The sequence below is a fragment of the Sulfitobacter sp. PR48 genome (assembly GCF_028807335.1).
Classification (GTDB): domain Bacteria; phylum Pseudomonadota; class Alphaproteobacteria; order Rhodobacterales; family Rhodobacteraceae; genus Sulfitobacter.
Genome location: NZ_JARAMM010000010.1, coordinates 86,902 through 109,534, shown reverse-complemented (window position 1 = coordinate 109,534; position 22,633 = coordinate 86,902). Strand labels below are relative to the sequence as shown.

The 22,633-nt window shown below is 61.2% G+C and carries 23 protein-coding genes; 10 read left to right on the top strand and 13 right to left on the bottom strand.

All coding sequences use genetic code 11. From position 1 onward, the window contains the following. Window positions 1-14: 14 nt before the first annotated feature. From PVW51_RS14615 to panC, 9 genes are all read left to right on the top strand, one after another. The gene (locus PVW51_RS14615) at window positions 15-635 is read left to right on the top strand and encodes an alpha-ketoglutarate-dependent dioxygenase AlkB family protein (RefSeq protein ID WP_274575781.1); all 621 of its coding nucleotides are present in this window, start codon (window positions 15-17) and stop codon (window positions 633-635) included. A gap of 107 nt (window positions 636-742) precedes the next feature. Continuing rightward, on the top strand, window positions 743-1,501 hold the full coding sequence (locus PVW51_RS14610; protein WP_274575780.1) for an SDR family oxidoreductase: 759 nt from the start codon (window positions 743-745) through the stop codon (window positions 1,499-1,501). A gap of 92 nt (window positions 1,502-1,593) precedes the next feature. After that, window positions 1,594-2,655: a bifunctional DNA-binding transcriptional regulator/O6-methylguanine-DNA methyltransferase Ada gene (ada, locus tag PVW51_RS14605; RefSeq protein ID WP_274575779.1), complete on the top strand. Its 1,062-nt coding sequence runs from the start codon at window positions 1,594-1,596 to the stop codon at window positions 2,653-2,655. Between the two features lie 7 nt (window positions 2,656-2,662). Beyond that, complete coding sequence (locus tag PVW51_RS14600; protein WP_274575777.1) at window positions 2,663-3,382, top strand: 2OG-Fe(II) oxygenase; 720 nt, start codon at window positions 2,663-2,665, stop codon at window positions 3,380-3,382. A 163-nt stretch (window positions 3,383-3,545) separates the two neighbouring features. Then, window positions 3,546-4,598, top strand: a complete 1,053-nt coding sequence (gene nadA, locus PVW51_RS14595) for a quinolinate synthase NadA (RefSeq protein ID WP_269360944.1) — start codon at window positions 3,546-3,548, stop codon at window positions 4,596-4,598. Window positions 4,599-4,602: 4 nt separating this feature from the next. After that, the gene (locus tag PVW51_RS14590; protein ID WP_274575776.1) at window positions 4,603-6,168 is read left to right on the top strand and encodes an L-aspartate oxidase; all 1,566 of its coding nucleotides are present in this window, start codon (window positions 4,603-4,605) and stop codon (window positions 6,166-6,168) included. Continuing rightward, on the top strand, window positions 6,165-7,013 hold the full coding sequence (gene nadC / locus PVW51_RS14585) for a carboxylating nicotinate-nucleotide diphosphorylase (RefSeq protein ID WP_274575775.1): 849 nt from the start codon (window positions 6,165-6,167) through the stop codon (window positions 7,011-7,013). Before PVW51_RS14590 ends, nadC begins: the two co-directional genes overlap by 4 nt. Before the next feature lie 105 nt (window positions 7,014-7,118). Beyond that, window positions 7,119-7,943: a 3-methyl-2-oxobutanoate hydroxymethyltransferase gene (gene panB, locus PVW51_RS14580; protein ID WP_274575774.1), complete on the top strand. Its 825-nt coding sequence runs from the start codon at window positions 7,119-7,121 to the stop codon at window positions 7,941-7,943. Further along, a complete protein-coding gene (gene panC, locus PVW51_RS14575) occupies window positions 7,944-8,831 on the top strand; it encodes a pantoate--beta-alanine ligase (protein WP_274575773.1) in 888 nt (295 codons plus the stop codon). 12 nt (window positions 8,832-8,843) lie between these two features. On the opposite strand, the gene PVW51_RS14570 is transcribed toward panC, so the two are convergent. From PVW51_RS14570 to PVW51_RS14550, 5 genes are all read right to left on the bottom strand, one after another. Next, window positions 8,844-9,998: an HPP family protein gene (locus tag PVW51_RS14570; protein ID WP_274575772.1), complete on the bottom strand. Its 1,155-nt coding sequence runs from the start codon at window positions 9,996-9,998 to the stop codon at window positions 8,844-8,846. A gap of 129 nt (window positions 9,999-10,127) precedes the next feature. Continuing rightward, a complete protein-coding gene (locus tag PVW51_RS14565) occupies window positions 10,128-11,384 on the bottom strand; it encodes an NAD(P)/FAD-dependent oxidoreductase (protein ID WP_274575771.1) in 1,257 nt (418 codons plus the stop codon). Between the two features lie 12 nt (window positions 11,385-11,396). After that, window positions 11,397-12,128 carry an amino acid ABC transporter ATP-binding protein gene (locus PVW51_RS14560; protein ID WP_269360956.1) on the bottom strand — a complete coding sequence of 244 codons (732 nt, stop codon included), beginning with the start codon at window positions 12,126-12,128 and terminating at the stop codon, window positions 11,397-11,399. After that, complete coding sequence (locus tag PVW51_RS14555) at window positions 12,125-12,781, bottom strand: amino acid ABC transporter permease (RefSeq protein WP_269360958.1); 657 nt, start codon at window positions 12,779-12,781, stop codon at window positions 12,125-12,127. Before PVW51_RS14555 ends, PVW51_RS14560 begins: the two co-directional genes overlap by 4 nt. A 67-nt stretch (window positions 12,782-12,848) precedes the next feature. Beyond that, the gene (locus PVW51_RS14550; protein WP_274575770.1) at window positions 12,849-13,586 is read right to left on the bottom strand and encodes an ABC transporter substrate-binding protein; all 738 of its coding nucleotides are present in this window, start codon (window positions 13,584-13,586) and stop codon (window positions 12,849-12,851) included. Between the two features lie 244 nt (window positions 13,587-13,830). Between PVW51_RS14550 and PVW51_RS14545 the strand changes: the two genes are divergently transcribed. Next, the gene (locus tag PVW51_RS14545) at window positions 13,831-14,442 is read left to right on the top strand and encodes a cupin domain-containing protein (protein ID WP_274575769.1); all 612 of its coding nucleotides are present in this window, start codon (window positions 13,831-13,833) and stop codon (window positions 14,440-14,442) included. A gap of 109 nt (window positions 14,443-14,551) precedes the next feature. Here PVW51_RS14545 and PVW51_RS14540 read toward each other — a convergent pair whose 3' ends face one another. From PVW51_RS14540 to PVW51_RS14505, 8 genes are all read right to left on the bottom strand, one after another. Then, window positions 14,552-15,607, bottom strand: a complete 1,056-nt coding sequence (locus PVW51_RS14540) for an ABC transporter ATP-binding protein (RefSeq protein WP_274575768.1) — start codon at window positions 15,605-15,607, stop codon at window positions 14,552-14,554. Window positions 15,608-15,636: 29 nt separating this feature from the next. Continuing rightward, complete coding sequence (locus PVW51_RS14535) at window positions 15,637-16,437, bottom strand: ABC transporter permease (protein ID WP_269360965.1); 801 nt, start codon at window positions 16,435-16,437, stop codon at window positions 15,637-15,639. Beyond that, window positions 16,434-17,273, bottom strand: coding sequence for an ABC transporter permease (locus tag PVW51_RS14530; RefSeq protein WP_274575767.1), 840 nt, complete (start codon window positions 17,271-17,273; stop codon window positions 16,434-16,436). The genes PVW51_RS14535 and PVW51_RS14530 overlap by 4 nt, the downstream gene beginning before the upstream one ends. A 13-nt stretch (window positions 17,274-17,286) precedes the next feature. After that, window positions 17,287-18,315, bottom strand: a complete 1,029-nt coding sequence (locus PVW51_RS14525; RefSeq protein ID WP_274575766.1) for an ABC transporter substrate-binding protein — start codon at window positions 18,313-18,315, stop codon at window positions 17,287-17,289. Between the two features lie 129 nt (window positions 18,316-18,444). Further along, window positions 18,445-19,035 carry a DUF4286 family protein gene (locus PVW51_RS14520; RefSeq protein ID WP_274575765.1) on the bottom strand — a complete coding sequence of 197 codons (591 nt, stop codon included), beginning with the start codon at window positions 19,033-19,035 and terminating at the stop codon, window positions 18,445-18,447. Between the two features lie 411 nt (window positions 19,036-19,446). Continuing rightward, window positions 19,447-20,475, bottom strand: a complete 1,029-nt coding sequence (locus PVW51_RS14515; RefSeq protein WP_274575764.1) for an ABC transporter substrate-binding protein — start codon at window positions 20,473-20,475, stop codon at window positions 19,447-19,449. Between the two features lie 262 nt (window positions 20,476-20,737). Further along, window positions 20,738-21,670: a LysR family transcriptional regulator gene (locus tag PVW51_RS14510; RefSeq protein WP_269360975.1), complete on the bottom strand. Its 933-nt coding sequence runs from the start codon at window positions 21,668-21,670 to the stop codon at window positions 20,738-20,740. A gap of 150 nt (window positions 21,671-21,820) precedes the next feature. Then, window positions 21,821-22,573 carry an RraA family protein gene (locus PVW51_RS14505; RefSeq protein WP_274575763.1) on the bottom strand — a complete coding sequence of 251 codons (753 nt, stop codon included), beginning with the start codon at window positions 22,571-22,573 and terminating at the stop codon, window positions 21,821-21,823. Window positions 22,574-22,633: the final 60 nt, after the last annotated feature.

Here is a 22,633-nt window from a genome sequence, read left to right as displayed (position 1 = left end):
AGAGAGTCAGATTGATGACGGATCTATTTGCCAGAACCGACAACGCCCGCAGGAACTTGTTGCCCCGGGATGGAATCGTTGAATACTACGGACCGATTTTTGACGAAGCCGAAGCAGACTTTTATCTAGGATCCTTGCAGGACGATATCGCATGGCATCACGACGAAGCCGTCATCTTTGGCAAGCGGATCACCACCAAACGCCAGGTGGCATGGTACGCAGACGCCGCCTATTCATACACCTACTCGAAAGTCACCAAAACCGCGTTACACTGGACGCCGCTGTTACTGGCGCTCAAAAAGCAAGTAGAGATGACCTGCGGCGAGACATTCAATTCCTGCCTGCTGAACCTTTACCAAGATGGAAGCGAGGGTATGGCATGGCACAGCGATGCCGAGAAAGACCTTGTCCGAAACGGGACCATTGGTTCGGTAAGCTTCGGGGCAGCGCGCAAATTCGCATTTAAGCATAAACAGACAAAAGCGACTGTATCGCAGGTTTTGGAACACGGCAGCCTTCTGACCATGCGTGGGACGACGCAAACGCACTGGTTGCACAGCCTGCCGAAGAGCAAGAAAGTGTCGTCGGCCCGGATCAACCTTACCTTTCGGAAAATTCGCCAGCCAGACGCATAAGAACTTTCGTTTCGATCCGGGAAAATTGCTTCGACAACAAGAACCGGATATTTTGACGGGCCATCCCGCTGCATTCAGTCCCCGGACATCAGTTCAGGAGACATATGATGCAACTAACAGACAAAATCGTAATCATCACCGGTGCGAGCAGCGGGATTGGTGCCGCCGCTGCTTTCAAATTTGCGAAAGAAGGAGCCAGGCTTGTACTCGGTGCGCGCCGCGAAAAAGAACTCAACACCATCGCGGGGCAGATCAATCAAAGCAACGGGAACGCCGTCTGCCTGCCGGGCGATGTATGTGACGAGGACTATAACAGGGCGCTCGTCGAGTTGGCCGAGGACACCTGGGGCGGTCTGGATGCAAGTTTCAACAACGCTGGCACGGGGAAATCCGCGACTGTCCCCGAGATGGAAAACGAGGATTGGCAGGGGGTGCTTTCGACAAACCTGACCAGCGCCTTCTTTGCGGCAAAACACCAGATCCCGGCGATGAAGCGCAATGGATCAGGTTCGATCATCTTCACGTCAAGCGTCATTGGCTACACAACGGCGTTCCCGGGAATGGGTGCCTATGCGGCGAGCAAGGCAGGGGTGATCGGCTTGACGAAGGTGCTGGCCGTTGAGCATGGCGCCGACGGCATACGGGCAAACTCGATTTTGCCGGGCGCTGCAAATACGCCAATGCTGGGCGACCTGGATTCCGATCCGGATCAGATGGCGTTCTATAGCGCGCTGCATGCGCTGAAGCGCGTGGCCGATCCCGAAGAGATCGCCGAGGCCGCAGTGTTTCTCGCCTCTGACAGTTCCCGGTTCGTTACCGGCACCGCAATGGTTGTCGATGGCGGCGTGTCGGTCAACAAAATCTGACGCATTTATGCGCAAGAAGCGGGCTGCCGGATGGCCCGTTTCGACTTAACTCAAAACAGAAGCAAAGAGAAAACAGCGGAAAGGGCTGTAGGATGGAACACGCACTGAAGGCAACCGATACTCTGTGGCAGGCTGTTCTTGGACGAGAACAGGCACCTGATCCGAAATTTTTCTACGCTGTGAATTCGACGGGTGTTTATTGCCGCCCCGCTTGTCCATCGCGGCGTCCCAAGCGCCGGAATGTCGCTTTTTACGCCTCAAGCAAACAGGCCGAGGCAGATGGTTTTCGCGCATGCCTGCGCTGCCATCCGACCCGGCAATCACCGAAGGAACAAACGGCTTCCCTTGTTTCGAAGGCGTGCCGCATGATCGAAGAGGCCGGGGAAGAACCCAGTCTGGCCCAGCTAGCGCGGCAAAGCGGCCTGAGCCCGTTTCATTTCCAGCGGACATTCAAAGCGGCAACGGGAGTGACACCCAAAGCCTACGCGCGCGCCCATCGCATGAAACGATTCCGTGACATCGTGGGTTCGGGCGACGGGTCAATCACCACGGCGATCTACGATGCCGGATACAGCTCCAGCAGCCGTTTCTACGAAAATGCAACCAAAGCACTTGGCATGACACCAAAGCTTGTACGAAAGGGAGGGCAAGGCGTGAAAATCCTGTTTGCAATTGGAGAGTGTTCTCTTGGCTCCGTTCTTGTCGCCAGCAGCGCCAAAGGCGTCTGCGCGATGTTGTTGGGCGACACAGCAGAGCAGGTGTCAGACGATCTGCAGAAGCGGTTTCCCAAAGCCGATCTGATTGGCGATGACCCTGATTACCGGGCTTTGATCGCCGATGTCGTCCGGTTTGTGGACGATCCGAAATACGGGTTCAACCTGCCGCTCGATATTCAGGGAACCGCCTTTCAGCAACGCGTCTGGGAAGCAATACGCGACATCCCGGTCGGAACCACGGCAAGTTACAGCGAAATTGCCGAAAGAATAGGGGCACCAAAATCATCCCGGGCCGTGGCACAGGCATGTGGTGCCAACAATATCGCTGTCGCCATTCCCTGCCATCGCGTCGTCCGCTCTGACGGCGGCCTGTCCGGGTATCGCTGGGGCGTGGAAAGAAAAAGCGCAATCCTGCAGGCAGAGCGGAAAGCGGAGTGACCTGAGCATGACCGTGAATCAACCGCTCCTGAACCGCATTGCCGGGATATCGGACACGCGCCTTGCGGCTGAGCTGAACACCTTCGGCTGCGCTACGCTCAAAGGGCTGCTGTTACCTGAGCAATGCGAAGAGCTGGCCGGGCTGTATCCCAAGGATGAACCGTTCCGCAGTCATATTCACATGGCACGCCATGGCTTTGGCAGGGGAGAGTACAAGTATTTTTCCTATCCGCTGCCCGGACTGATCGTAACGCTGCGCGAAAAAATCTACCAAAAGCTTGTGCCTGTCGCCAATGAATGGAACGAACGGATGGGATTGGACCCCCGGTTTCCCTCGGAGCATGCAGATTACATTGCGCAATGCCACGGCGCCGGTCAAACACGCCCGACGCCGCTCCTTCTTCAATATGTGGAAAACGACTTCAACTGTCTTCATCAGGACGTATACGGAGATCTGCTGTTTCCGTTGCAAATGGCGATCCTTCTGTCCCGCCCCGAACAGGACTTCACCGGCGGAGAGTTCGTTTTGACAGAGCAAAGACCGCGCATGCAGAGCCGCGCAGAAGTCGTTTCACTGGCGCAGGGGGATGCAGTTGTCTTTGCAGTGCGCAATCGCCCTGTCGCGGGTTCGAAACGCGACTACCGGGTAAACATGCGGCATGGGGTGAGCCGGCTCAGAAGCGGAACAAGGCATACGCTTGGGGTAATTTTTCACGACGCTAAGTAGATCGTGCAGAAACAGGCGGCGGATCGGCGAACCCCCGCACATGTTAGCGTATGTCATTGAAATATTGCGCCATCGCCAGCTTGCCCTTACGTCAACCTGCCCGTAGACAGCCCTTAGCCCACGCCCGGAATGGCGACACGCAATAACCTGAGGACCCCCGCTCTTGCTCGATCAATTCGCGCTGCGCGCCGAACTCGCCGATCACTACGATCTCACCCCCTCCCCCGACCTCGCCGCCGAGATGTCAGGGATCTATGCCCGCATGGATCGCGTCGTGGCACCGCCCGACTGGGCTGTCTTTGCGCCCTATGTCGCAGCCATCAACAAACTGAAAGCCGAGCGGAACGCAGTGATCCTGGCGCATAACTACATGACGCCCGAGATCTATCACGGGATCGCCGACGTGGTGGGCGACAGCCTGCAGCTGGCGATCGAGGCCACGAAGGTCGAGGCTGACGTGATCGTGCAATGCGGCGTGCATTTCATGGCCGAAACCTCAAAGATCCTGAACCCCTCCAAGACGGTGCTGATCCCCGACATGGAAGCGGGCTGTTCGCTGGCCGAAAGCATCACCGCCGAGGGGATCGCCGAGATGCGCGCGAAATACCCCGGCGCGCCTGTCGTCACCTATGTGAACACCACCGCCGAGGTGAAGGCGGCGTCGGACATCTGCTGCACCTCGTCGAACGCGGCGCAGATTGTGCGCGCGCAGGAAAGCGATACGGTCATCATGACCCCGGACAAGTACCTGGCGCAGAACATCGCGCAGCAGGTGCCGGAAAAGCGCATCGTCTGGTGGGACGGGTCCTGCATCGTGCATGAACGATTTACCGCCCAGGACCTGCGCGATTTTCGCGAATGGCACCCCGGCACCCGCATCATCGCGCATCCCGAATGCCCGCCCGATGTGGTGGCCGAGGCGGATTTCTCGGGCTCGACCAGCGGCATCATCGATTATGTCACCGCCCAGCGGCCCGAGAAGGCGATGCTGGTCACGGAATGCTCGATGGCCTCCAACATCTCGGACGCGCTGCCGGATGTGGATTTTGTCGGCCCCTGCAACATGTGCCCCTACATGAAGAAGATCACGCTGGAAAAGGTGCTCTGGTCGCTGCACAGCATGCAGGGCGCGGTCGAGGTCGAGGCTGCTGTCGCCGACAAGGCCCGTGTCGCCGTGCAGCGCATGATCGACCTGTCGCGGAAGCTGTCCGGCTGATCCGATGACCCCAATCGACACTCCCCGCGTCCTGATCGTCGGGGCCGGCCTGGCGGCGCTATATGCGGCGCTGCGCTTTGCCCCGCATCCCGTCCTGATGATCTCGCCCGAGCCGCTGGGCTCCGGGGCATCGTCGGCCTGGGCGCAGGGCGGCGTGGCGGCGGCGATGGACCCTGCAGACAGCGCCGAGGCGCATGCGCGTGACACGGTACGGGCCGGGGCGGGGACCGTGGATGCCAAGGTGGCGCAGGCGGTCACAGCCGAGGCGCGGGCGCATGTCCTCGACCTGACCGGGCTGGGCACGCCCTTCGACCGGGCCGCGGAAGGCGCTTACATCCTGTCGCGCGAAGCGGCGCACAGCTTTGCCCGTGTCGTGCGGGTCCGGGGCGATCAGGCCGGGGCCGAGATCATGCAGGCCCTGACCGCGCAGGTCCGCGCAGCACCCCATGTGCAGGTGCTGGAAGGCGTGATTGCCGCCGGGCTGGTGGTTGAGGATGGCCGCGTGCGCGGCGTCAAGGTCGCGCGTTGCTCGGGCGGGCTGTCGCGCTCGGTTGTGCTGCGCGGCGCGGCGGTGCTGCTGGCCGGGGGCGGATCGGGCGGGCTCTATGCGCTGACAACCAACCCGCCGCGCATCCGCGGGCAGGTGCTGGGCATGGCGGCGCGGGCGGGGGCAGTTATCGCCGATGCGGAGTTCGTGCAGTTTCACCCCACGGCCATTGCCAGAGGTCCCGACCCTGCGCCGCTGGCGACCGAGGCGCTGCGCGGCGAAGGCGCGACGCTGATCAACAGGCATGGCGAACGCTTCATGCGGGCGGCACATCCGGACGCCGAACTGGCACCGCGCGACATCGTGGCACGCGCCGTCTTTGCCCAGACGCAGGCCGGGCTGGCCCCGGCGCTGGACACGCGGGCGGCCCTTGGCGCACGCATTCTGACCGACTTCCCGGCGGTTGCCGCCGCCTGCCGCGCGTCGGGCCTCGACCCGGTGACGCAGCCGATCCCGGTGGCCGCTGCCGCGCATTACCACATGGGCGGGATCGCGACGGATGCCGAGGGGGCGAGCACCCTGCCCGGTCTTTGGGCCTGTGGCGAGGTCGCCTCGACCGGGTTGCATGGCGCGAACCGGCTGGCGTCGAACGGGTTGCTTGAGGCACTGGTCTACGGGCGGCGTTGCGCGGATGCGATAGCAAAGGGGCTGGACGCGGGTGATGCCGCACCGGTCCTGCTGCCCGACCTCGCCCCCGCCGGGGAACCCGATCCGGCGCTTGTCGCCCGTTTGCGGCAGGCGATGACCGAGGGCGCCGGCGTGATCCGCACCGGTGCCGGCCTGCGCCGCACACTTGACACGATTGTCGCGATCGAGACCGCGCAGCCCGGCTGCGACGCCCTGCTGAACATGACCGCAACCGCCACGATGATCGCCGCCGCCGCCCTTGCCCGCAAAGAAAGCCGGGGGGCGCATTTCCGCTCGGACCATCCCGAGGTCCGGGGCGAAACCGGCGAGAGATCCTTCTTTACGCTTGCACAGGCGCAACAGATCCGCGCCCAGGCCCGAAAGGAGCCCGCATGAATACCACCCCCCTGCCCGACCTGATCCTGGAACCGCTGGTCCGCGCCGCGTTGCTGGAGGATCTGGGAACCTATGGCGACATCACCACCCGCACGGTGATCCCGGCAACGACACGCTACACGGCAAGGCTGAATGCGCGCGAGGCGGGTGTCGTCTCGGGCCTGCAGGTGGCGGCGCTGGCCTTCCGGCTGGTGGATCCGTCGCTTGTGGTTACGGCACACAAGACCGACGGCGACGCGATCCGGCCGGGCGATCTGCTGATAGAGATCGCGGGCGCCGCGGCCTCGATCCTGTCGGCTGAACGGGTCGCGCTGAACTTTGCCGGGCGGCTGTCGGGGATCGCGACGATGACGGCATCCTTTGTGGCGGAAACGAAAGGCACCGCGACCCGCGTGACCTGCACCCGCAAGACCACCCCCGGCCTGCGGCTGGTCGAGAAACAGGCAGTGCTGCATGGCGGCGGGTTCAACCACCGTTTCTCGCTGTCGGACGCGATCCTGATCAAGGACAACCATATCGCGGCGGCGGGCGGCATTCGCCCGGTGCTGCAGGCGGTAAAGGCGCAGGCCTCACATATGGTGCGCTGCGAGATCGAGGTCGACCGGCTGGACCAGCTGGCAGAGGTGCTGGACGAGGGTGGTGCCGATGTCGTTCTGCTGGACAACATGGACACCCTGACCCTGCGCGAGGCGGTGGCGATGACAGCCGGGCGTCTGGTGCTGGAGGCCTCGGGCAACATGCGGCTGGACCGGATCGCCGAAGTCGCGGCGACGGGCGTCGACTACATTTCCTCCGGGGCGCTGACGCATTCGGCGCAGACCCTGGACCTGGGGTTGGATTTCTGAATTGAAAAGAAAAAACCATTCTTTGCGCAACAATATTACGCTGCGGTTGCACAATAGACCGTGACGCCGTATGTCCCTGCCCGAGCGTCCAGAGAAAGGATTCAGATGAGCCAATCCGCCCCCCAGAAGGCCCTGACCGCCAGTGACATCCGCGCCCGAAAGGGCGGTACGCCGCTGGTCTGTCTGACCGCCTACACCACGCCTGTCGCCCGGATCGCCGATGCGGAATGCGATGTGGTCCTTGTCGGAGACAGCGTCGGCATGGTGCTGCATGGCCTGCCCTCCACCCTGCCGGTCACGCTCGAAATGATGATCCTGCACGGCCAGGCGGTGGCCCGCGGCCTCGAACGCGCGCTCATGGTGGTCGACATGCCGTTCGGGAGCTACGAGGAAGGGCCCGCCCAGGCCCTGCGCAGCGCCGCCCGGATCATGGCCGAGACCGGCGCCGGGGCGGTAAAGCTCGAAGGCGGTCGTCACATGGCCGAGACCATCCGTTTCCTGACGGACCGGGGCATTCCGGTGATGGCCCATATCGGCCTGACCCCGCAGGCGGTGAACGCCCTCGGTGGTTACCGGGTGCAGGGCAAGGGCGAGGACGCGGCGCGCATCCTGCAAGACGCAGCCGCAGTGACAGAGGCCGGTGCTTTCTCCATCGTGCTGGAGAAGGTCCCCGCCGCCCTCGCCGACCGGATCACCGCCGACCTGCCGATTCCGACCATCGGCATCGGTGCCTCGGCCGGATGCGACGGGCAGATCCTCGTGATCGACGACATGCTTGGGCTCTTCGATGACTTCAAGCCGAAGTTCGTGAAACGCTACGCCCAGCTTGCCACTGATGCCCGTGCCGCAGTCCGCGACTATGCCGCCGAGGTCCGCGCCCGCGAATTCCCCGCCGCCTGTCATATCTTCACTGATGAAGGAGCCGAATGAATGCAGATCATCCGCCAAAAGGCCGCGCTCCGCGCCCTGACCGAGACCTGGCGCCGCGCCGGCGAGACCATCGGCGTTGTCCCCACCATGGGCGCGCTGCATGCCGGGCACCTGAGCCTCGTCGCGGCGGCGCGGGCGAGAACCGATCACGTCATCGTCACGCTTTTCGTGAACCCCCGCCAGTTCAACAACCCCGAGGATCTTGCGAAATATCCCCGCACCGAGGAGAGCGACGCCGAGAAACTCGCCCCCTTCGGCATCGACCTGCTTTACATTCCCGAGCCTGATGAAATCTACCCCGAGGGCTTCGCCACCACGGTCTCCGTTTCCGGCGTCAGCGACGGTCTTTGCGGCGCCACCCGGCCCGGCCATTTCGACGGGGTCGCCACGGTGGTGACCAAGCTCCTGCTCCAGACCGACGCGGACCGTGCGTTCTTCGGAGAGAAGGATTACCAGCAACTGCAGGTGGTGAAGCGTCTTGCGACCGACCTCGACCTGAAGACGGAGATCGTCGGCTGCCCCACCATCCGGGAGGACGATGGCCTTGCCATGTCGTCGCGCAATCTGCGGCTCGGCGCCGGACCGCGTGAAACGGCCCCGGTCATCGGCCGTGTTCTGACAACCGCAGCGAAGGCCATCGCCCGGGGCGAAAACCCCGCGCAGGCCCTTGATACGGCAAGGGAAGCCCTGCTCTCTGCCGGCTTCGACAGCATCGACTATCTCGAACTGCGCAGCGACCCTGACTTTCAGCTGATGACAAAAGCCGACCGTCCCGCACGTCTTTTCCTGGCTGCCTGGCTGGATGGTGTCCGTCTGATCGACAATGTTGCCGTTGCAGGCCGCCAGAAAGTCGAGAGTTCGGAAGATCAACCGTTCGAGCCGGCCTGAGCGAGGCGGCCTTCACGCGGCGCCGCCCTGCAGGCTTGATCGTGCGAGGGCGGCAATCAGGTCCGTCCGCGTGACAATCCCGACAATCCTGCCCCTGTCGAGGACCGGAACCGCATCGACGTCGCCATCCGCCATCATCGGCAGGAGCACCGCGACCGGGGTCGTCGGTATCGCCCGTGGCCCGGCGACGCTCATGATGTCCAGGGCACGAACCGGCTGCGCGCGGTCCCGGTCAAGCAGGCGTCGCAACGCGGCGAGGTAGCCGTGATTAAGTCGAAGCGCATCCTCCCGCGCGCGGGCAATCAAGTGCATCTGGAAGATCACGCCAAGATATCGCTCCTCTGACCCTGTCACGGGAAGCGCCGTGAAACGATGACGCCGGAACAGGTCCGCAACCTCAGACAGCGGCGTGTCCGGATCGATGGTCACGAGGTTGCGTGACATGATGTCGGTCGCGAGAAGCGGACCTGTCCGATGCGTGGCTGCCTGCATCTCGGCTGCGCCGATCAGCCGCGCGAGATCCTCGACGCCAAGGTTGAAGGACTGGCGATAGCGCCCCAGCAGGTCCGTCAGTTCGTCTTCGGAAAGCCCGATGCGATTCACCGGATCGGGATCTTCGGTGCCATGACGGCCTGGCTCTTCGAATTGGCGGAACGGATAGCGACGGCCGGTGAGACGGGCATAAAGCGCGGCCAGGACAACCAGCAAGACGGTGCCTGCCGCGACGGGGGCAAGTGCAAACCAGAAACCCAGACGCTCGACTGCTTCCGGGCTCATTGCGGCGGTCATGGCGACGGCGCCTGCTGGCGGATGCACCGCCCGACACAGGATGGTAACCGCGATCGCCAGCCCGACCGACAGAGCGATCCGGAGCACCGGATCCGTGATCAGGAGACAGACCGCCACGCCGACCAGCGCCGCAAAGGTGTTGCCCACCACCGCCGACCACGGCTGCGCCAGCGGGCTGTTTGGCACTGCAAAAAGCAGCACCGAGCTCGCGCCGAACGGGGCAATCAGGTAGAGGCCAAGCGTCAGGTCAACTGCTGGCGACAGCAGAAACAGACCCGTCACGCCAAGTCCGACCAGGGCCCCCACCCCGGCACGGATCGCCTCGACCATCGAAGTCCCGGCCACCGCCGGACCAAGAGCACGGAACAGGGATGTCATGAAAGCCGCCTTATCTGGTTTGCCTAAATTTTCAGCAAGATGTGAAAGACGCAAGCGCATCTGTCCAGAGGCCCTTTGCCGGGTCCGTTTCTGACGCGCTTTCCTGCAACAGCCGTGATGACAGGCGAGTTACCGGTCCAGCGCGTCGCGCAGACGGTAGTAGTGAATGCCGAGGCTGCCGTAAATCCGGTGCAGCGCATGCAGCGGCAGCGTGCGAATGGCCGGGCTTGGCGGAATGGGAAGTGGCGTGCCCTGCGCCAGATGCGCCGCCATGGCTTTGCCAAGCGAAACCGACAGCGCGACGCCGCGACCATTGAAACCGGTCGCCGCCAGAAGCCCCGGCGCCGGCGCACAAAGCCGGATGCGGTGATCCGGGGTCATGCCGACCCGCCCGAACCAGCGGTGCGTGATCTCAAGGTCTGTGCCAAAAAGCGCCGCAATCTCTGCCTCGATCCGCGCGAATGCATCCGCGCGCTGCGGATCGGCAAAGCCGCCGCGCCCGCCCAGCATCAGGCGATTCTGCGGACCGATGTGGAAATAGGTGCCGACACGGCGCGTCTCGGAGACCACCTCGCCGCCGGGCAGAATGCGCGCCAGTTGCGCGGCACTCAGCGGCGCGGTGGCGACCTGGAAGCTGTTTGCAGGCACCGTGGCCCGCGCGAGCCGTGGCTCAAGCGCGGCGGGCGTATAGACATTGCTGGCAAGGATCACCTGATCTGCCGTGATCTGCGCGCCGCCGGGAAGCCGGGCCTGCCAGCCCGCGCCGCTCCGCATCAGGCCGGTTACCGCTGTCCGGGCAAAGACCTGCGCGCCCGCCGTTTCTGCAGCCTGCGCCAGCCCGCGTGCCAGCTTCAACGGATGGACACGCCCGGCGCGGGGATCACGCCAGCCGCCAAGGAACCCGCGCGCGCCGGTCACCTGTGCCATCGCCGCAGCGTCCAGCCAGTCGGCGGCCACCCCACGCGCCTGCCATTGCCGCATGCGCGCCTGCAAGACAGGCAGATGCACATGGCGGTTTCCGGCCTGAATCCAGCCCCCCTGCACCGCGTCGCAATCGATCCCAAGCCGTGCCACCAGCGCAAAGAGCGTATCTGCGGTGCCACCGGCAAAGGCTGTGGCCTCGGGCCCCCAGAGCCGGTCAAGCGTGTCGGGATCATCCTTCAGCCCCGGGATCACCTGCCCGCCGTTGCGCCCCGAAGCGCCGAAACCCGGCTCCTGTGCCTCAACCAGCACGACATCCGTTCCGGCCTCGGCCAGATGCAGCGCCGCCGACAACCCCTGAAAGCCGCCGCCGATCACCAGGACATCGCAGCGCAGGCTGTCATCCAGTGACGCAAAGGTTGGTGCCGCGGGGGCGGTATCGGCCCAGATGGATTGGAATGCCATGTCAGGCTCCGTTCAGACGGGGTGGGTGACGCGGCGCAGAAAATCCTGCGTCCGCGGATGCGTCGGCTTCGACAGCACCGCCTCGGCGCTGCCATGTTCGGCGATGCGCCCCTGATCAAGAAAGATCACGCCGTCGGCAACCTCGCGGGCGAACTGGATCTCATGGGTGACGATCAGCATGGTCATGCGCTCCTGCGCCAGGTCGCGCAGAACCGACAGCACCTCGCCGACCATTTCAGGATCCAGCGCCGAGGTCGGCTCGTCAAGCAGGATGGCGTCGGGGCGCATGGCTAGCGCACGCGCGATTGCGACGCGCTGCTGCTGCCCGCCGGACAGGGCGGAGGGATAGAAATCCATCTTTTCGGCCAATCCGACGCGGCGCAGATGCTCTTCGGCGCGGGCACGCACCTCGTCGCGGTTCTCGCCCAGCACATGGATTGGCCCTTCCATCACGTTCTGCAGCGCGGTCATGTGCGGGAACAGGTTGAAGCGCTGGAAAACCATGGCAACGCGCGTCCGGATCGCATGGATCGACGAGGCATGGGCGTTGACCGTCTCGCCGTCGATGCTGATGCGCCCGGACTGGTAATCCTCTAGCCCGTTGACACAGCGCAACATCGTCGACTTGCCCGAGCCCGAGGCCCCGATCAGGCACATGACCTGTCCCTTGTCGACCTCGGCGTCGATGCCCTTGAGCACTTCGTGCTTGCCAAAGGATTTATGGACATTCTCGAAACGGATCATGTCGCGGCTCCCAGCTTGAGTTCGACACGGCGCATCAGGATGTTCAGCGGGATCGTCAGGCAGAGGTACAGTGCCGCAACCATGGTAAAGACGGTCATGTTGTCGAAGGTCGACGAGGCCAGCATCTTGCCCTGCATGGTCAGTTCGGCAACCGAGATCACGGAGACCTGGCTGCTGTCCTTGAGCAGCATCACCATGTTGTTGCCATAGGGCGGCAGGGCGATGCGAAAGGCCTGCGGCAGCACGATGCGCCGCATCATCTTGCCGTGTTTCATGCCGATGGATTTCGCAGCTTCGACCTGCCCGCGATCCACTGCCTCGATCCCGCCGCGAAAGGTTTCACCGATATAGCACGAATAGGTCAGCGCCAGGCCAACCACCCCGGCCTGAAAGGCGGTCAGGTCGAGCCCGAGTTCGGGCATGACAAAATAGATGTAGAAGAGCACCACGAGGATCGGGATGCCGCGCAGGAATTCGACGATGTAGCGCGCAGGCAGGCTCAGCCAGCGGGTGCCCGAGCTGCGCATCAGCGCCCAGACCAGCCCAAGCGCCGAGGCAAGAACAAGCGACAGCAGGGTCACGGCAACGGTCTGCCACAGTCCGGTGGTGAGCAACGGCAGATATTCCTGGATCCGCTCAAAAAGGGGGGACATGGACGTCTCCTGTCAGAAAGTCATGGGCCCGGCGCGATGACCGGGCCCGAAAGATATCGCAAAGGGCTCAGAGGCCGTATTTAGCGAAGATCTCGGCCAGCTCACCGCTCTTGTCCATCTCGGCGATCGACGCGTTCACCTTTTCCAGCAGCTCTGGATTTTCCTTCGACACGGCCAGAGCGACTTCGCCCGTGCCCATGGGGGTATAGCCCTCGACCAGTTTTACCCCGAGGTTCGGGTTCTGCGCGATCTGGTAGGCGATGATCGGCTTGTCGCCGAACCCTGCCTTGATCCGGCCAAGCTGCACGTCGCGCATGATATCGACGAGGCTGTCGTAAAGTTTCACCTCGCTGAAGATCCCCTTGGCCTGAAGCTGGTCTGCAAAGGTGGTGCCGATCTGCGCGCCAACTACTTCACCCGCGAAATCGTCAAGCTGGTAGCTCCCCGCGTCGTCCGCTTTGACAAAGGCGACGTCGCCGTAGCTGTAAACCGGAGTCGAAAAATCCACGACTTCCTTGCGTTTGTCGGTGGCGAACATGCCCGCGGAAATGACGTCGATCTTGCCGGTCTGAAGCGCGGGGATCAGCGCAGAGAACTGCGTGACCGCGAAATCCGGCGTCATCTGCAGGTCTTCGGCGATGGCGGCGGCCAGGTCGACCATGGCGCCGGTCGGTTGCTGGGTGGCGGTGTCAACGAAGGTGAAGGGCACGCCGGTTGTGGTGACACCTATGGTCAGGTCTTCAGCCTGGGACTGAACTGCGCAGAGCGCGAGCGCCCCGGCAATGGCAAGCGAACGGAGTTTCATTGGCAATCTTCCCTGTGTCTTGCGTCACGCTTGACGCCGAAGCGGGGTGACGCGGTTTAAATCCGTTCTTCACGATAATGAAGAAATATACATATGCAACCAATATTGCTGAAAACCTTCACTTGAGTGAAAAATCTGTGTTTGAGTTCGGTTTTTAATCGTTTTTTCTTCAGGAAGCGGGTAAGCAGAAGGATACCGAAGGGCAAAATCGCCCGCTTCCGTTCACCAAGATGAAGAATCGCCGATGACCTCAGCCGAAAATGAAGCAAAACTGCTTTCCGACCCGATGAGCGGGATGGACGACACCTCTCTGGGAGAGGCGGTGCGGCAGGCGCGCAAGGGGCGCGGGCTGTCGTTGCAGATCGTGGCCGAAGGGGTCGGCATATCGACCGGCTTGCTGAGCCAGATCGAGCGCGGCATTTCTTCGCCCTCGATCCGCAACCTCAGGGCAATCTGCGAGGTGATCGGCATTCCCTTTCTGTCGCTTTTTGCCGACGCTGACAGTGCGGACCGCGAGACGGGGATCATCGTTCGCGAAGGGCGCCGGCGTACCGTCGACTTTGGCGACAAGGGCATGGTGAAGTCCTTTTTGACCGCGCATGACGACGGGGCCTTGCAGGTGATGGAGATTGTCCTCGACCCGGGCGGCAGCTCCGGGGAAGAATCCTATGCCCATGAAGGCGAGGAATGTGGCGTCGTGCTGTCCGGAAAGCTTGAGCTATGGGTCGAGGATGACCGGTTCGTGCTGGGTGAGGGCGATGCTTTCCACTTCGAAAGCCACCGTCCGCATCGCTTCCGCAATCTCGGCAATGAGCAGGGCCGCGTGCTCTGGGTGACAACGCCGCCCGTCTGGTAGGGTGCCTGCGCCCCGGCAAGGGTTTGAAGGCATATACAGAAACTGATGATCGGACCGCTTCATCCTGAAGCCGATCCACCAAATGGCGGAACTGCATCAGCAAAACATATCAGCTCGACAGGACCTTCAACTCGGTCGGGCTCCAGCTGACACTCACTTGATCGCGCTCGGAAAACACCACTTGAGTGTCGGTTGCCTTGACGTCGAGCACTCTGCCGCCTTGCAGCCGGACCCGATACCGCACCGTTGATCCCAGATAGACGCTGCCGACAACCTCACCCCTCACCCCGGCAGCCTGCTCTGGTTTGCCGACGCTGATGCATTCGGGCCGGATCATGACCTCAAGGAAGTTGCCGTCCGAAGCGGTCGGTTCAACGATGTCGAGATCAATACCGTCCTCGGCAGAGAGAACCATTCCCCCATTGCGCTTTTTTACGGTGCCCCGGAAAATATTGTTCGCGCCGAAGAAATTCGCGATGAACTCGTTTACCGGTTTGGTATAAATTGCGCGTGGATCGCCAACCTGTTCGATCCTCCCCGATTTGAACACCGCGATCCTGTCGGAGAGCGACATCGCCTCTTCCTGATCATGGGTGACCATGATCGTGGTGATGCCGATGGTCTTTTGAAGTTCGCGCAATTCGAACTGGAGCTCTTCGCGCAGATTCTTGTCGAGCGCGCCGAGCGGTTCGTCGAGCAGAAGGATCGACGGCTGGAACACGATGGCGCGCGCAAGGGCGACGCGCTGTTGCTGCCCGCCTGAAAGCGCTGCCGGTTTTCGGGCGGCATAACCCGACAGCTTCACCCGATCGAGCGCGGTTTTCACCTGTTCGCGAATGACGCTCGCCGGCTCTCTTCGCACCCGAAGCGGAAACGCGACATTGTCGAACACGGTCATATGCGGGAAGAGTGCGTAGCTCTGAAAGACGATGCCGATATTCCGGTCCGCACTTGATACATGTGTGATATCCGAACCACCGATCAGGATACGCCCTTCGTCTGGCGTGCCGAGGCCGGAGATCATGTTCAGCAATGTGGTCTTGCCGGAACCGCTCGGGCCCAGCAGTGTCAGAAATTCGCCCTCCGACACCGCAAGATTGATTTCGTCCAATGCGACAACGTCGCCATAGCGCTTTGTGATCGAGTTGATTTCAACGCGTGCCATCTCTTATTGCTCCTTGGTCCGCATCCGGGCTAGGCCCGGTTGTCTGCGGAAAGTCTTGCAGTGAATCGTGCCGTGACGAGCAGCAAAAGCATGCTGCCCGCGATCAGCAGGGAAGCCACCGCCGTGATTGTCGGGTCGATTTGTTGTTGAAGCTCGGTAAACATCTTTTTCGGTATCGTGACGTATGTTCCCGACACGAAGTAGGTCAGAATGACCTCATCGAAACTGATGACAAACGAGAATACCCAGGCAACGAACAGGGCCGGATAGATGTTCGGAATGACAATCGAACAGATGATCCTGGGCCATTTCGCCCCAAGTGACCGGGCGCTCTGCTCAATGCGGACGTCGAAGGCGCGGACCGCGCCACTGACCACCGTGATCACAAAGGGAATCGCCACAAGTGCATGACCAATCACCAATCCGGCAAAGCTTCCCAGCATGCCGATCTTGGCGAGTGCGAAATAGAGCGCGATCGCAGTAATGATATGCGGGATGATCATCGGCGCCATGAAGTGCGCATCCAGAAACAACGTCCCCGGGAGGCGTCCTCTTACCAGGCCATAGGCCGCCAGTGAGCCCAATGCGACCGCGATGATGCTCGAAGCCAGGGCAAGCTGAAGTGACGTCAGCATGGCCTCGACCCAGATCGGACTGCTGATGAAATGTCGATACCATCGCAGCGACAGCCCCTGGGGCGGAAACTCCAGCGTACTCGACGCGGAAAAGGACATCGGTATGGTGATCAGGATGGGCGTGCAGAGGAAAATGAAGACCAGCGCACCGCAGAGCGGCACGAAAATGCGTGTCTTGCCACCGGAACCGCTCATGTGTTGGCCTCCTTTTGCTGGGACGACGACATCCCAAGCAGCTTCTTGTAGAAAAAGTAGAGAAGGACGGTGATCAGCAGCAGCGTGCTCGACAGGGCGGCAGCGAGTTGCCACTCAGAAATCACATTGATGAAGCTGTCCAGTACGGTGGCCACCATCGGCACCCGGTTCCCGCCAAGGATCGCGGGGGTCACGAAGAAACCCAGCGTCAGGATGAAGACAAGCATCGAACCGGCCGCAAGAGCAGGCAGGGTCAACGGAAAGAAGATTTGCCAGAAAACCCGCAATTCGCTGGCACCCAGCGAACGCGCAGCGGCCAGCAGGCGACCGTCCAGCCCGGACATGGCGGCGTAAAGCGGCAACACCACGATGGGAAGCAATACGTTGACCGTCCCGATGAGGATCCCGACTTCGTTATAGATCAGCGAGACCGGCGCATTGACGATGTTCAGCTCAAGCAGCGTGCGATTGATCAGCCCGTTGTTTCCCAGGATGACGATCCACGCGTAGGTGCGCGCGAGGATGCTGATCCAGAACGTCATGCCGACGGTGCCCAGAAAGAACATCCGCCACCGGGCCGATTGCATCGTGTAGATCCAATAGGCGAGGATATACCCGAACAGGCCGCACAGAACCGCGGTCGCGAAGGCGATCTTCAACGTGATGACAACAACGCGAAGATAGACCGGCGTCGCGAACAATTCGCGAAAGGCGCTTAACCGGTCCGCCGGATTGTCGACGCTCACCAGAAGCATGCGCAGAACCGGAAGGTCGAACGCGAAGACGACAAAGCACAGGAGCGGCAAGAGATACCCCCACCGCCCCGCTTGTTTCATGACGGAAGCCAATTCAAAGACCCAGCTTGAACTGCTGCCAGCGCTTTTCAGCTTCGGCTGCTACTTGCTGCCAGGCCTCGCGATTGGCTGTCCACTGGATCTCCGCATTGCCTGCTGTCGTCGGGAAATCGGCCAGCTTGTCCTGCGGAATGACGCCATCCAGCTGGGCGCTCGCCCCTGAGTACGGGATCATCTGCATTGCCACGGCCTCGTTCTCCGGGAGTGTTGTCTCGTGGAAGAACTTCATGGCAGCCGCCTGGCGCTCCGGCGGGGTTCCCTTTGGTACGCCCCACCACGACAGAACGAGGTAGCCTTCGTTGAAAGTGTAATCGACGTTCGGTTTGCCGTAGACCCGGCCATTATAGGTCATCCCGTAGGTCACTTCCTTGTCGATGAGAAGCTGGGCGGATTGACCTGCGGAGGTCCACCAGACGGAAATTGCCGGTCTGATTTCCTTGAGCTTGTTGAAGGCCCGGTCAAGATCGAGCGGATAAAGCGCGTCCTTGGGCACCCCATCGGCAAGGAGTGCAATCGGCAGAACGATTGACGGGTCGTCGGGCAGGCTGCGCTTGCCGGGAAAATCGGCCAGGTTCCAGAAATCGGCCCAGGTCTCGGGCGCTTTTGCCTCGCTGTCCCAGGCCATCACTGCCGATGCATAGGACCAGCCGATCGCATAGTCGTCGCGCGCGCCCGGCAGGATCGGCGCGGGGTCGATTGCCTCCCAGTCGAGAGGTTCAAGCAGGCCTTCAACCTTGGCCTGCGCCAGCCAGCCGTCGGTCAGCAACATCATGTCCACGGTCGGATTGCCGGATTCGACCATGGCCTTGATCTTTCCAAGCGACGCAGGGTTCTCGCGGACAATCTTGATCCCGGTTTTGCGCTCGAACGGATCAATATAGGCAGCTTGAACCGCCTCGCCCGAGATCCCGCCCATCTCCATGAGCCTGATCTCCGTTACGTCCTGGGCACCCGCCATGGTGGCACTGGCAGAAATCAACGCTGACGCAACGCCGAGCGCCTGCAGTCTGATGGCATCAAACATGTTCCTATCTCCTCTGGTCCAATTTTGGTTTCCGTTCATTTGCGAATGTTTCTCATCGTGGGTTCACAGCAGATCTGACGTCAGGGTCCCGTCCCCAGCGGCGCACCGCAGTGTGCAAGGACCTCGGGACTATGTGATTATTGGCGTGCCGGTTCTCGTCCTTACTGACAGGTCGGCATTACCGCCCGCTCCAAGCGACAGGCGCCAGCTGTCGGAGGCGTCCTTGTCGTCAAATTCGTAGATTTCCAGGTGTTGATGCTCAGGCCGGAAGGCATTCTCCGGCGGCATCTGAACGTAGGCGCGATAGCTGAGGCAGCCATGTGGGCGCGCAGAGTCAAATGCGCCATCCTCAGGTGTAATGTCGGACTGAACCACCAGAAGCGCGGCACCCTCACCGGTGTTTCCTACTGCATGCAACAGCCGGTAATTGCCGCGGCGGCGCTCTTCCCCGAAAAGCTTGCGTATGCGCATCGTCCAGGGCGTTGCGTTCTCGACCATCTTTTGGAAACCGGCACCGGGCTCGATGGTTTCATCGACACATTCGAACATCGCCATGTAGCGCAGCGCATGTGACGGATCGAAAAAGCGACGGACGCTGAGAACACCATCGATTGCGGCGACTTCCGCAACATGTTCGCCCTCGTACCAATCATGCAGTTCTTCGTCATGCCGCGGATCCACATTCATCCAGACGACAATCAACCCATCACCAGTTTTCATTCCATACTCCTCATCGTCAGACAGGCATCCAGACATTTCACTGCATGATGACCGTGCTGACGGGCCTTGAGCGTCAATGCGGAAAAACAGGGGCCTGAAATTTTCGAAGACACCAGACTTTCCGGGCTTTTCCCTGCGAAATTCTCAGGTTCCGCAGCTTCATGCGCACCACTGTAAATCCACGGCTGAAGCGGTCAAATTCCTAAAAATTATGTATTTCATCATTCAATGTTATGACGCGGGCGGTGAACTTCCGGCCGAAAAGAGCGCGTGCATACATGAATTGCTGGTCTGGCTGGGCCACGCGGCACACCATGCCCAGCCATTCGAACCCCGGCCTGAAACCGAAGAGACGGCGAAATACATATCGCCGCCTCTTGTTCAGATCATCCGCTACCGTCGGAGACTGCCTTACAGGCCAAGCTTGAACTGCTGCCAGCGTTTTTCGGCTTCGGATGCGACTTTCTGCCATTCAGCACGGTCCGCGGTCCACTGCAGTTCAGCGTTGCCTGCGGTGGTCGGGAAATCCGCCCGCTTTTCTTCGGGCAGCAATGCGTCAAGCTCGGTGCTGGCGCCGGAATAGGGCACCATCTCCATGAACACGGCCTCGTTTTCCGGCAGTGTCGTCTCGTGAAAAAACTTCATCGCGGCCAGTTTGCGCTCGGGCGAGACCCCCTTGGGAACACCCCACCAGGACAGTTCCAGATAGGCCTGATTGAAGGTGAAATCGACATTCGGCTTGCCATAGACCCGGCCGTTGTAGGTGATGCCGTAGGACACTTCCTTGTCGATAAGCAACTGGGCCGACTGCCCAGCGGAGGTCCACCAGACCGACACGGCCGGGCGGATCTCTTCAAGCTTCTTGAAGGCCCTATCAAGATCAAGCGGGTAGAGTTCATCCATCGCGACACCATCCGCAATCAATGCGATCGGAAGAACGATCGAAGGGTTGTCCGGGAGGCTTCGCTTGCCGGGGAAATCTGCCGTGTTCCAGAAATCCGCCCAGGTCTCGGGCGTCCTGGCATCCGTGTTCCAGGCCATCACCGCGGAAGCGTAGGACCAGCCAATCGCATAGTCGTCACGGGCGCCCGGCATGATCGGCGCGGGGTCGATGGCCTCCCAGTCGAGCGGTTCGAGAAGGCCCTCTTCCTTGGCCTGCGCCAGCCAGCCATCGGTCACCAGCACCATGTCCGCGGTCGGATTACCGGATTCCACCATGGCCTTGATCTTGCCAAGCGACGCCGGATTCTCACGAACGAGTTTGATATTTGTCTTCCGGACAAAAGGATCGACATAGGCAGCCTGCACCGCGTCACCGGCAATGCCGCCCATTTCCAGCAGCCGGATCTCGGTGACTTCCTCTGCACCCGCAGCGTTCGACGTCGAAAAAGCAAGCGCCGCTGCAAAACCGAGTTGACGCGTAATTCCTGAATAGGCCATTTGTATTCCCTCTTGGATCAGATTTTCATTATTTTCATTGAAGTCTTTCCAAGAACTCTATTGGCCGGTCCCGCCCGGTCAAATTTCCAGACAGAATGGCGCCCATCACCGTGCCGCATGGCAACTGCAGGTTGAGGGCGTGCCGACAGGTCGTGGCACATCGGTCCACGGTTCGGGGCATCTGTCAAACCCGGCGAATTGCCTCAGTCGATGGAAATCTGGCTCGGGAACTGATGCGCCGAAACGACATCAAGACGATGAGTTAGGTCTGCAACGACATGCATTGATCGGCCACGGTCCCTCGGACGAGAGAGCGCAGCCAGGCGCGCGCCGGATCCCGGTAGCTGCGCTTGTGCCAGGCCATCTTGTAAAGAATTTTCTCGTGATCGAAGGGAAGCGGCGCGATTTCCAGTTGCTCCGCCCCGGGCATGCTCTGCGCAAAACTCCACGGGACAGCCGCCACCAGATCGGTCTGCCTGGCGATATTCACTGCTTCTTCCGCCCGATTCACAACCAGTCGAATTTTCCGCTTGTGGCCCGCAAGGCCAAGCCAATTGTCGATGATACCGGCTTGCCGCGGGGCTTGTTTTACCAGGATGTGCTCCGCTTCTATGAAACCCTCCAGTGAAACAGGCGGGCGCAGTGTGGTATGGCCACGCCTGAACACGCAGACGTAGTTGTCAGAGAGGATGCTTTCGAGTTGCAGATCCTCTTCCACATCCGGGAACATTCCGACGGCACAGTCCAGCCCGCCCCGTTGAAGGGAATCGATCGAAGTGGGATTGGAATGCAGATGAAAGTAAAGCCGCGCCAAAGGTGCCGCTTCCGTAAAGCGCAGCGCAAGTTCCGGGGCGACGCGCGACACCAGCGTATCGGTAATCGCGACATTGAAGGTGAGGTTCGTTTGGGCCGACTGGAAATCCTGAGGCAGCGCGATGGCGCGGATCTGCTCCATCGCGCGTTGCAAATCGGGCCAGACTTCCAAAGCGCGCTCTGTCGGTGCCACGCCGCCCGGAACCTTGATAAACAACTCGTCCTTCATGATGTAGCGCAGCCGACGCAATGCGTTGGAAACGGCGGGTTGGGTCATGGAAAGTCGATGCGCAGCACGCGTGACGCTGCCCTCTGCCAGGACGGCGTACAGGACGTTCATCAGATTGAGGTCTATCCTCGTTTCCGCGCGGGGTTCGTTCACTGAGTTTCCCAAGACCTCACTGTCAATATCGCCGTTTCGCCGCAAATCTGGCGATTCAGGATCCTACGCAACTGGTTCAAGCGCCGGACAGGGCAGAAAGCTATGCGCGGCTTTGAAACATGTCCAGTGCCCGCAAATCTGTCCAGATGCTCATTTCTTGCGCAACATAACTTCATGGATGGGGGCACCGGCAACGATGGCCTCCTGACGTTTCGCTTCGCTCCTGGCGATTTCGCGCGCATTCGCGAGCACGGATTCGGCACGCTCCAACGGCACAAAGCAGACACCAACCTCATCAGCCAGGACAATATCGCCGGGCATAACCGATACGCCACAGATCTTGACCGGTACGTTCACACCAATTGTACGGACGCGCCATTTCCCGGTTACCGGGCTGACACTGCGTGACCAGATCGGATACTCGATCTTGCGGGAATGTGCGATGTCGCGCACAGCACCATCGACGATGGCCCCCAGCTCACCCTGCCGTTTTGCGATACTGGCGAGGAGACCGCCCATATTGGAAATCGTGTCCACGCCCTGCAACACCAACACATCGCCTGGCTCGGCGAGGTTATGGGCCTCAACATCCGCAAGCATGGACACACCGCCCTGCACTGCCACTTCTGGTGCGTCCTCGCGCGGGACGTTGAGTACGGTCAACGCCCGACCAACCAGCCGGGCGCCGGGCGTTGAAGGATAGAGCTTGCCACCGGTGACCGCGCCGGAAATGCCGAGTTCGTCCATCGCATCGGAGGTCATGCCCGTCAAATCCGGCAACGCGCGAAAACCCTCCAGAACTTCGCTGGCGATTTTCGGTAAAGTGAAAGTTCCGAATGCTTCATGTGGAAGCCGTCCAAGTGTATGGATTTCGCGCTCTTCCGGCTGCTGATCAGGTATCATTCCAATTCCTTTGACGGTTGTCGGAGTAAAGGCCCCAGGTCCCGAGTTCGTGCCTGTAGC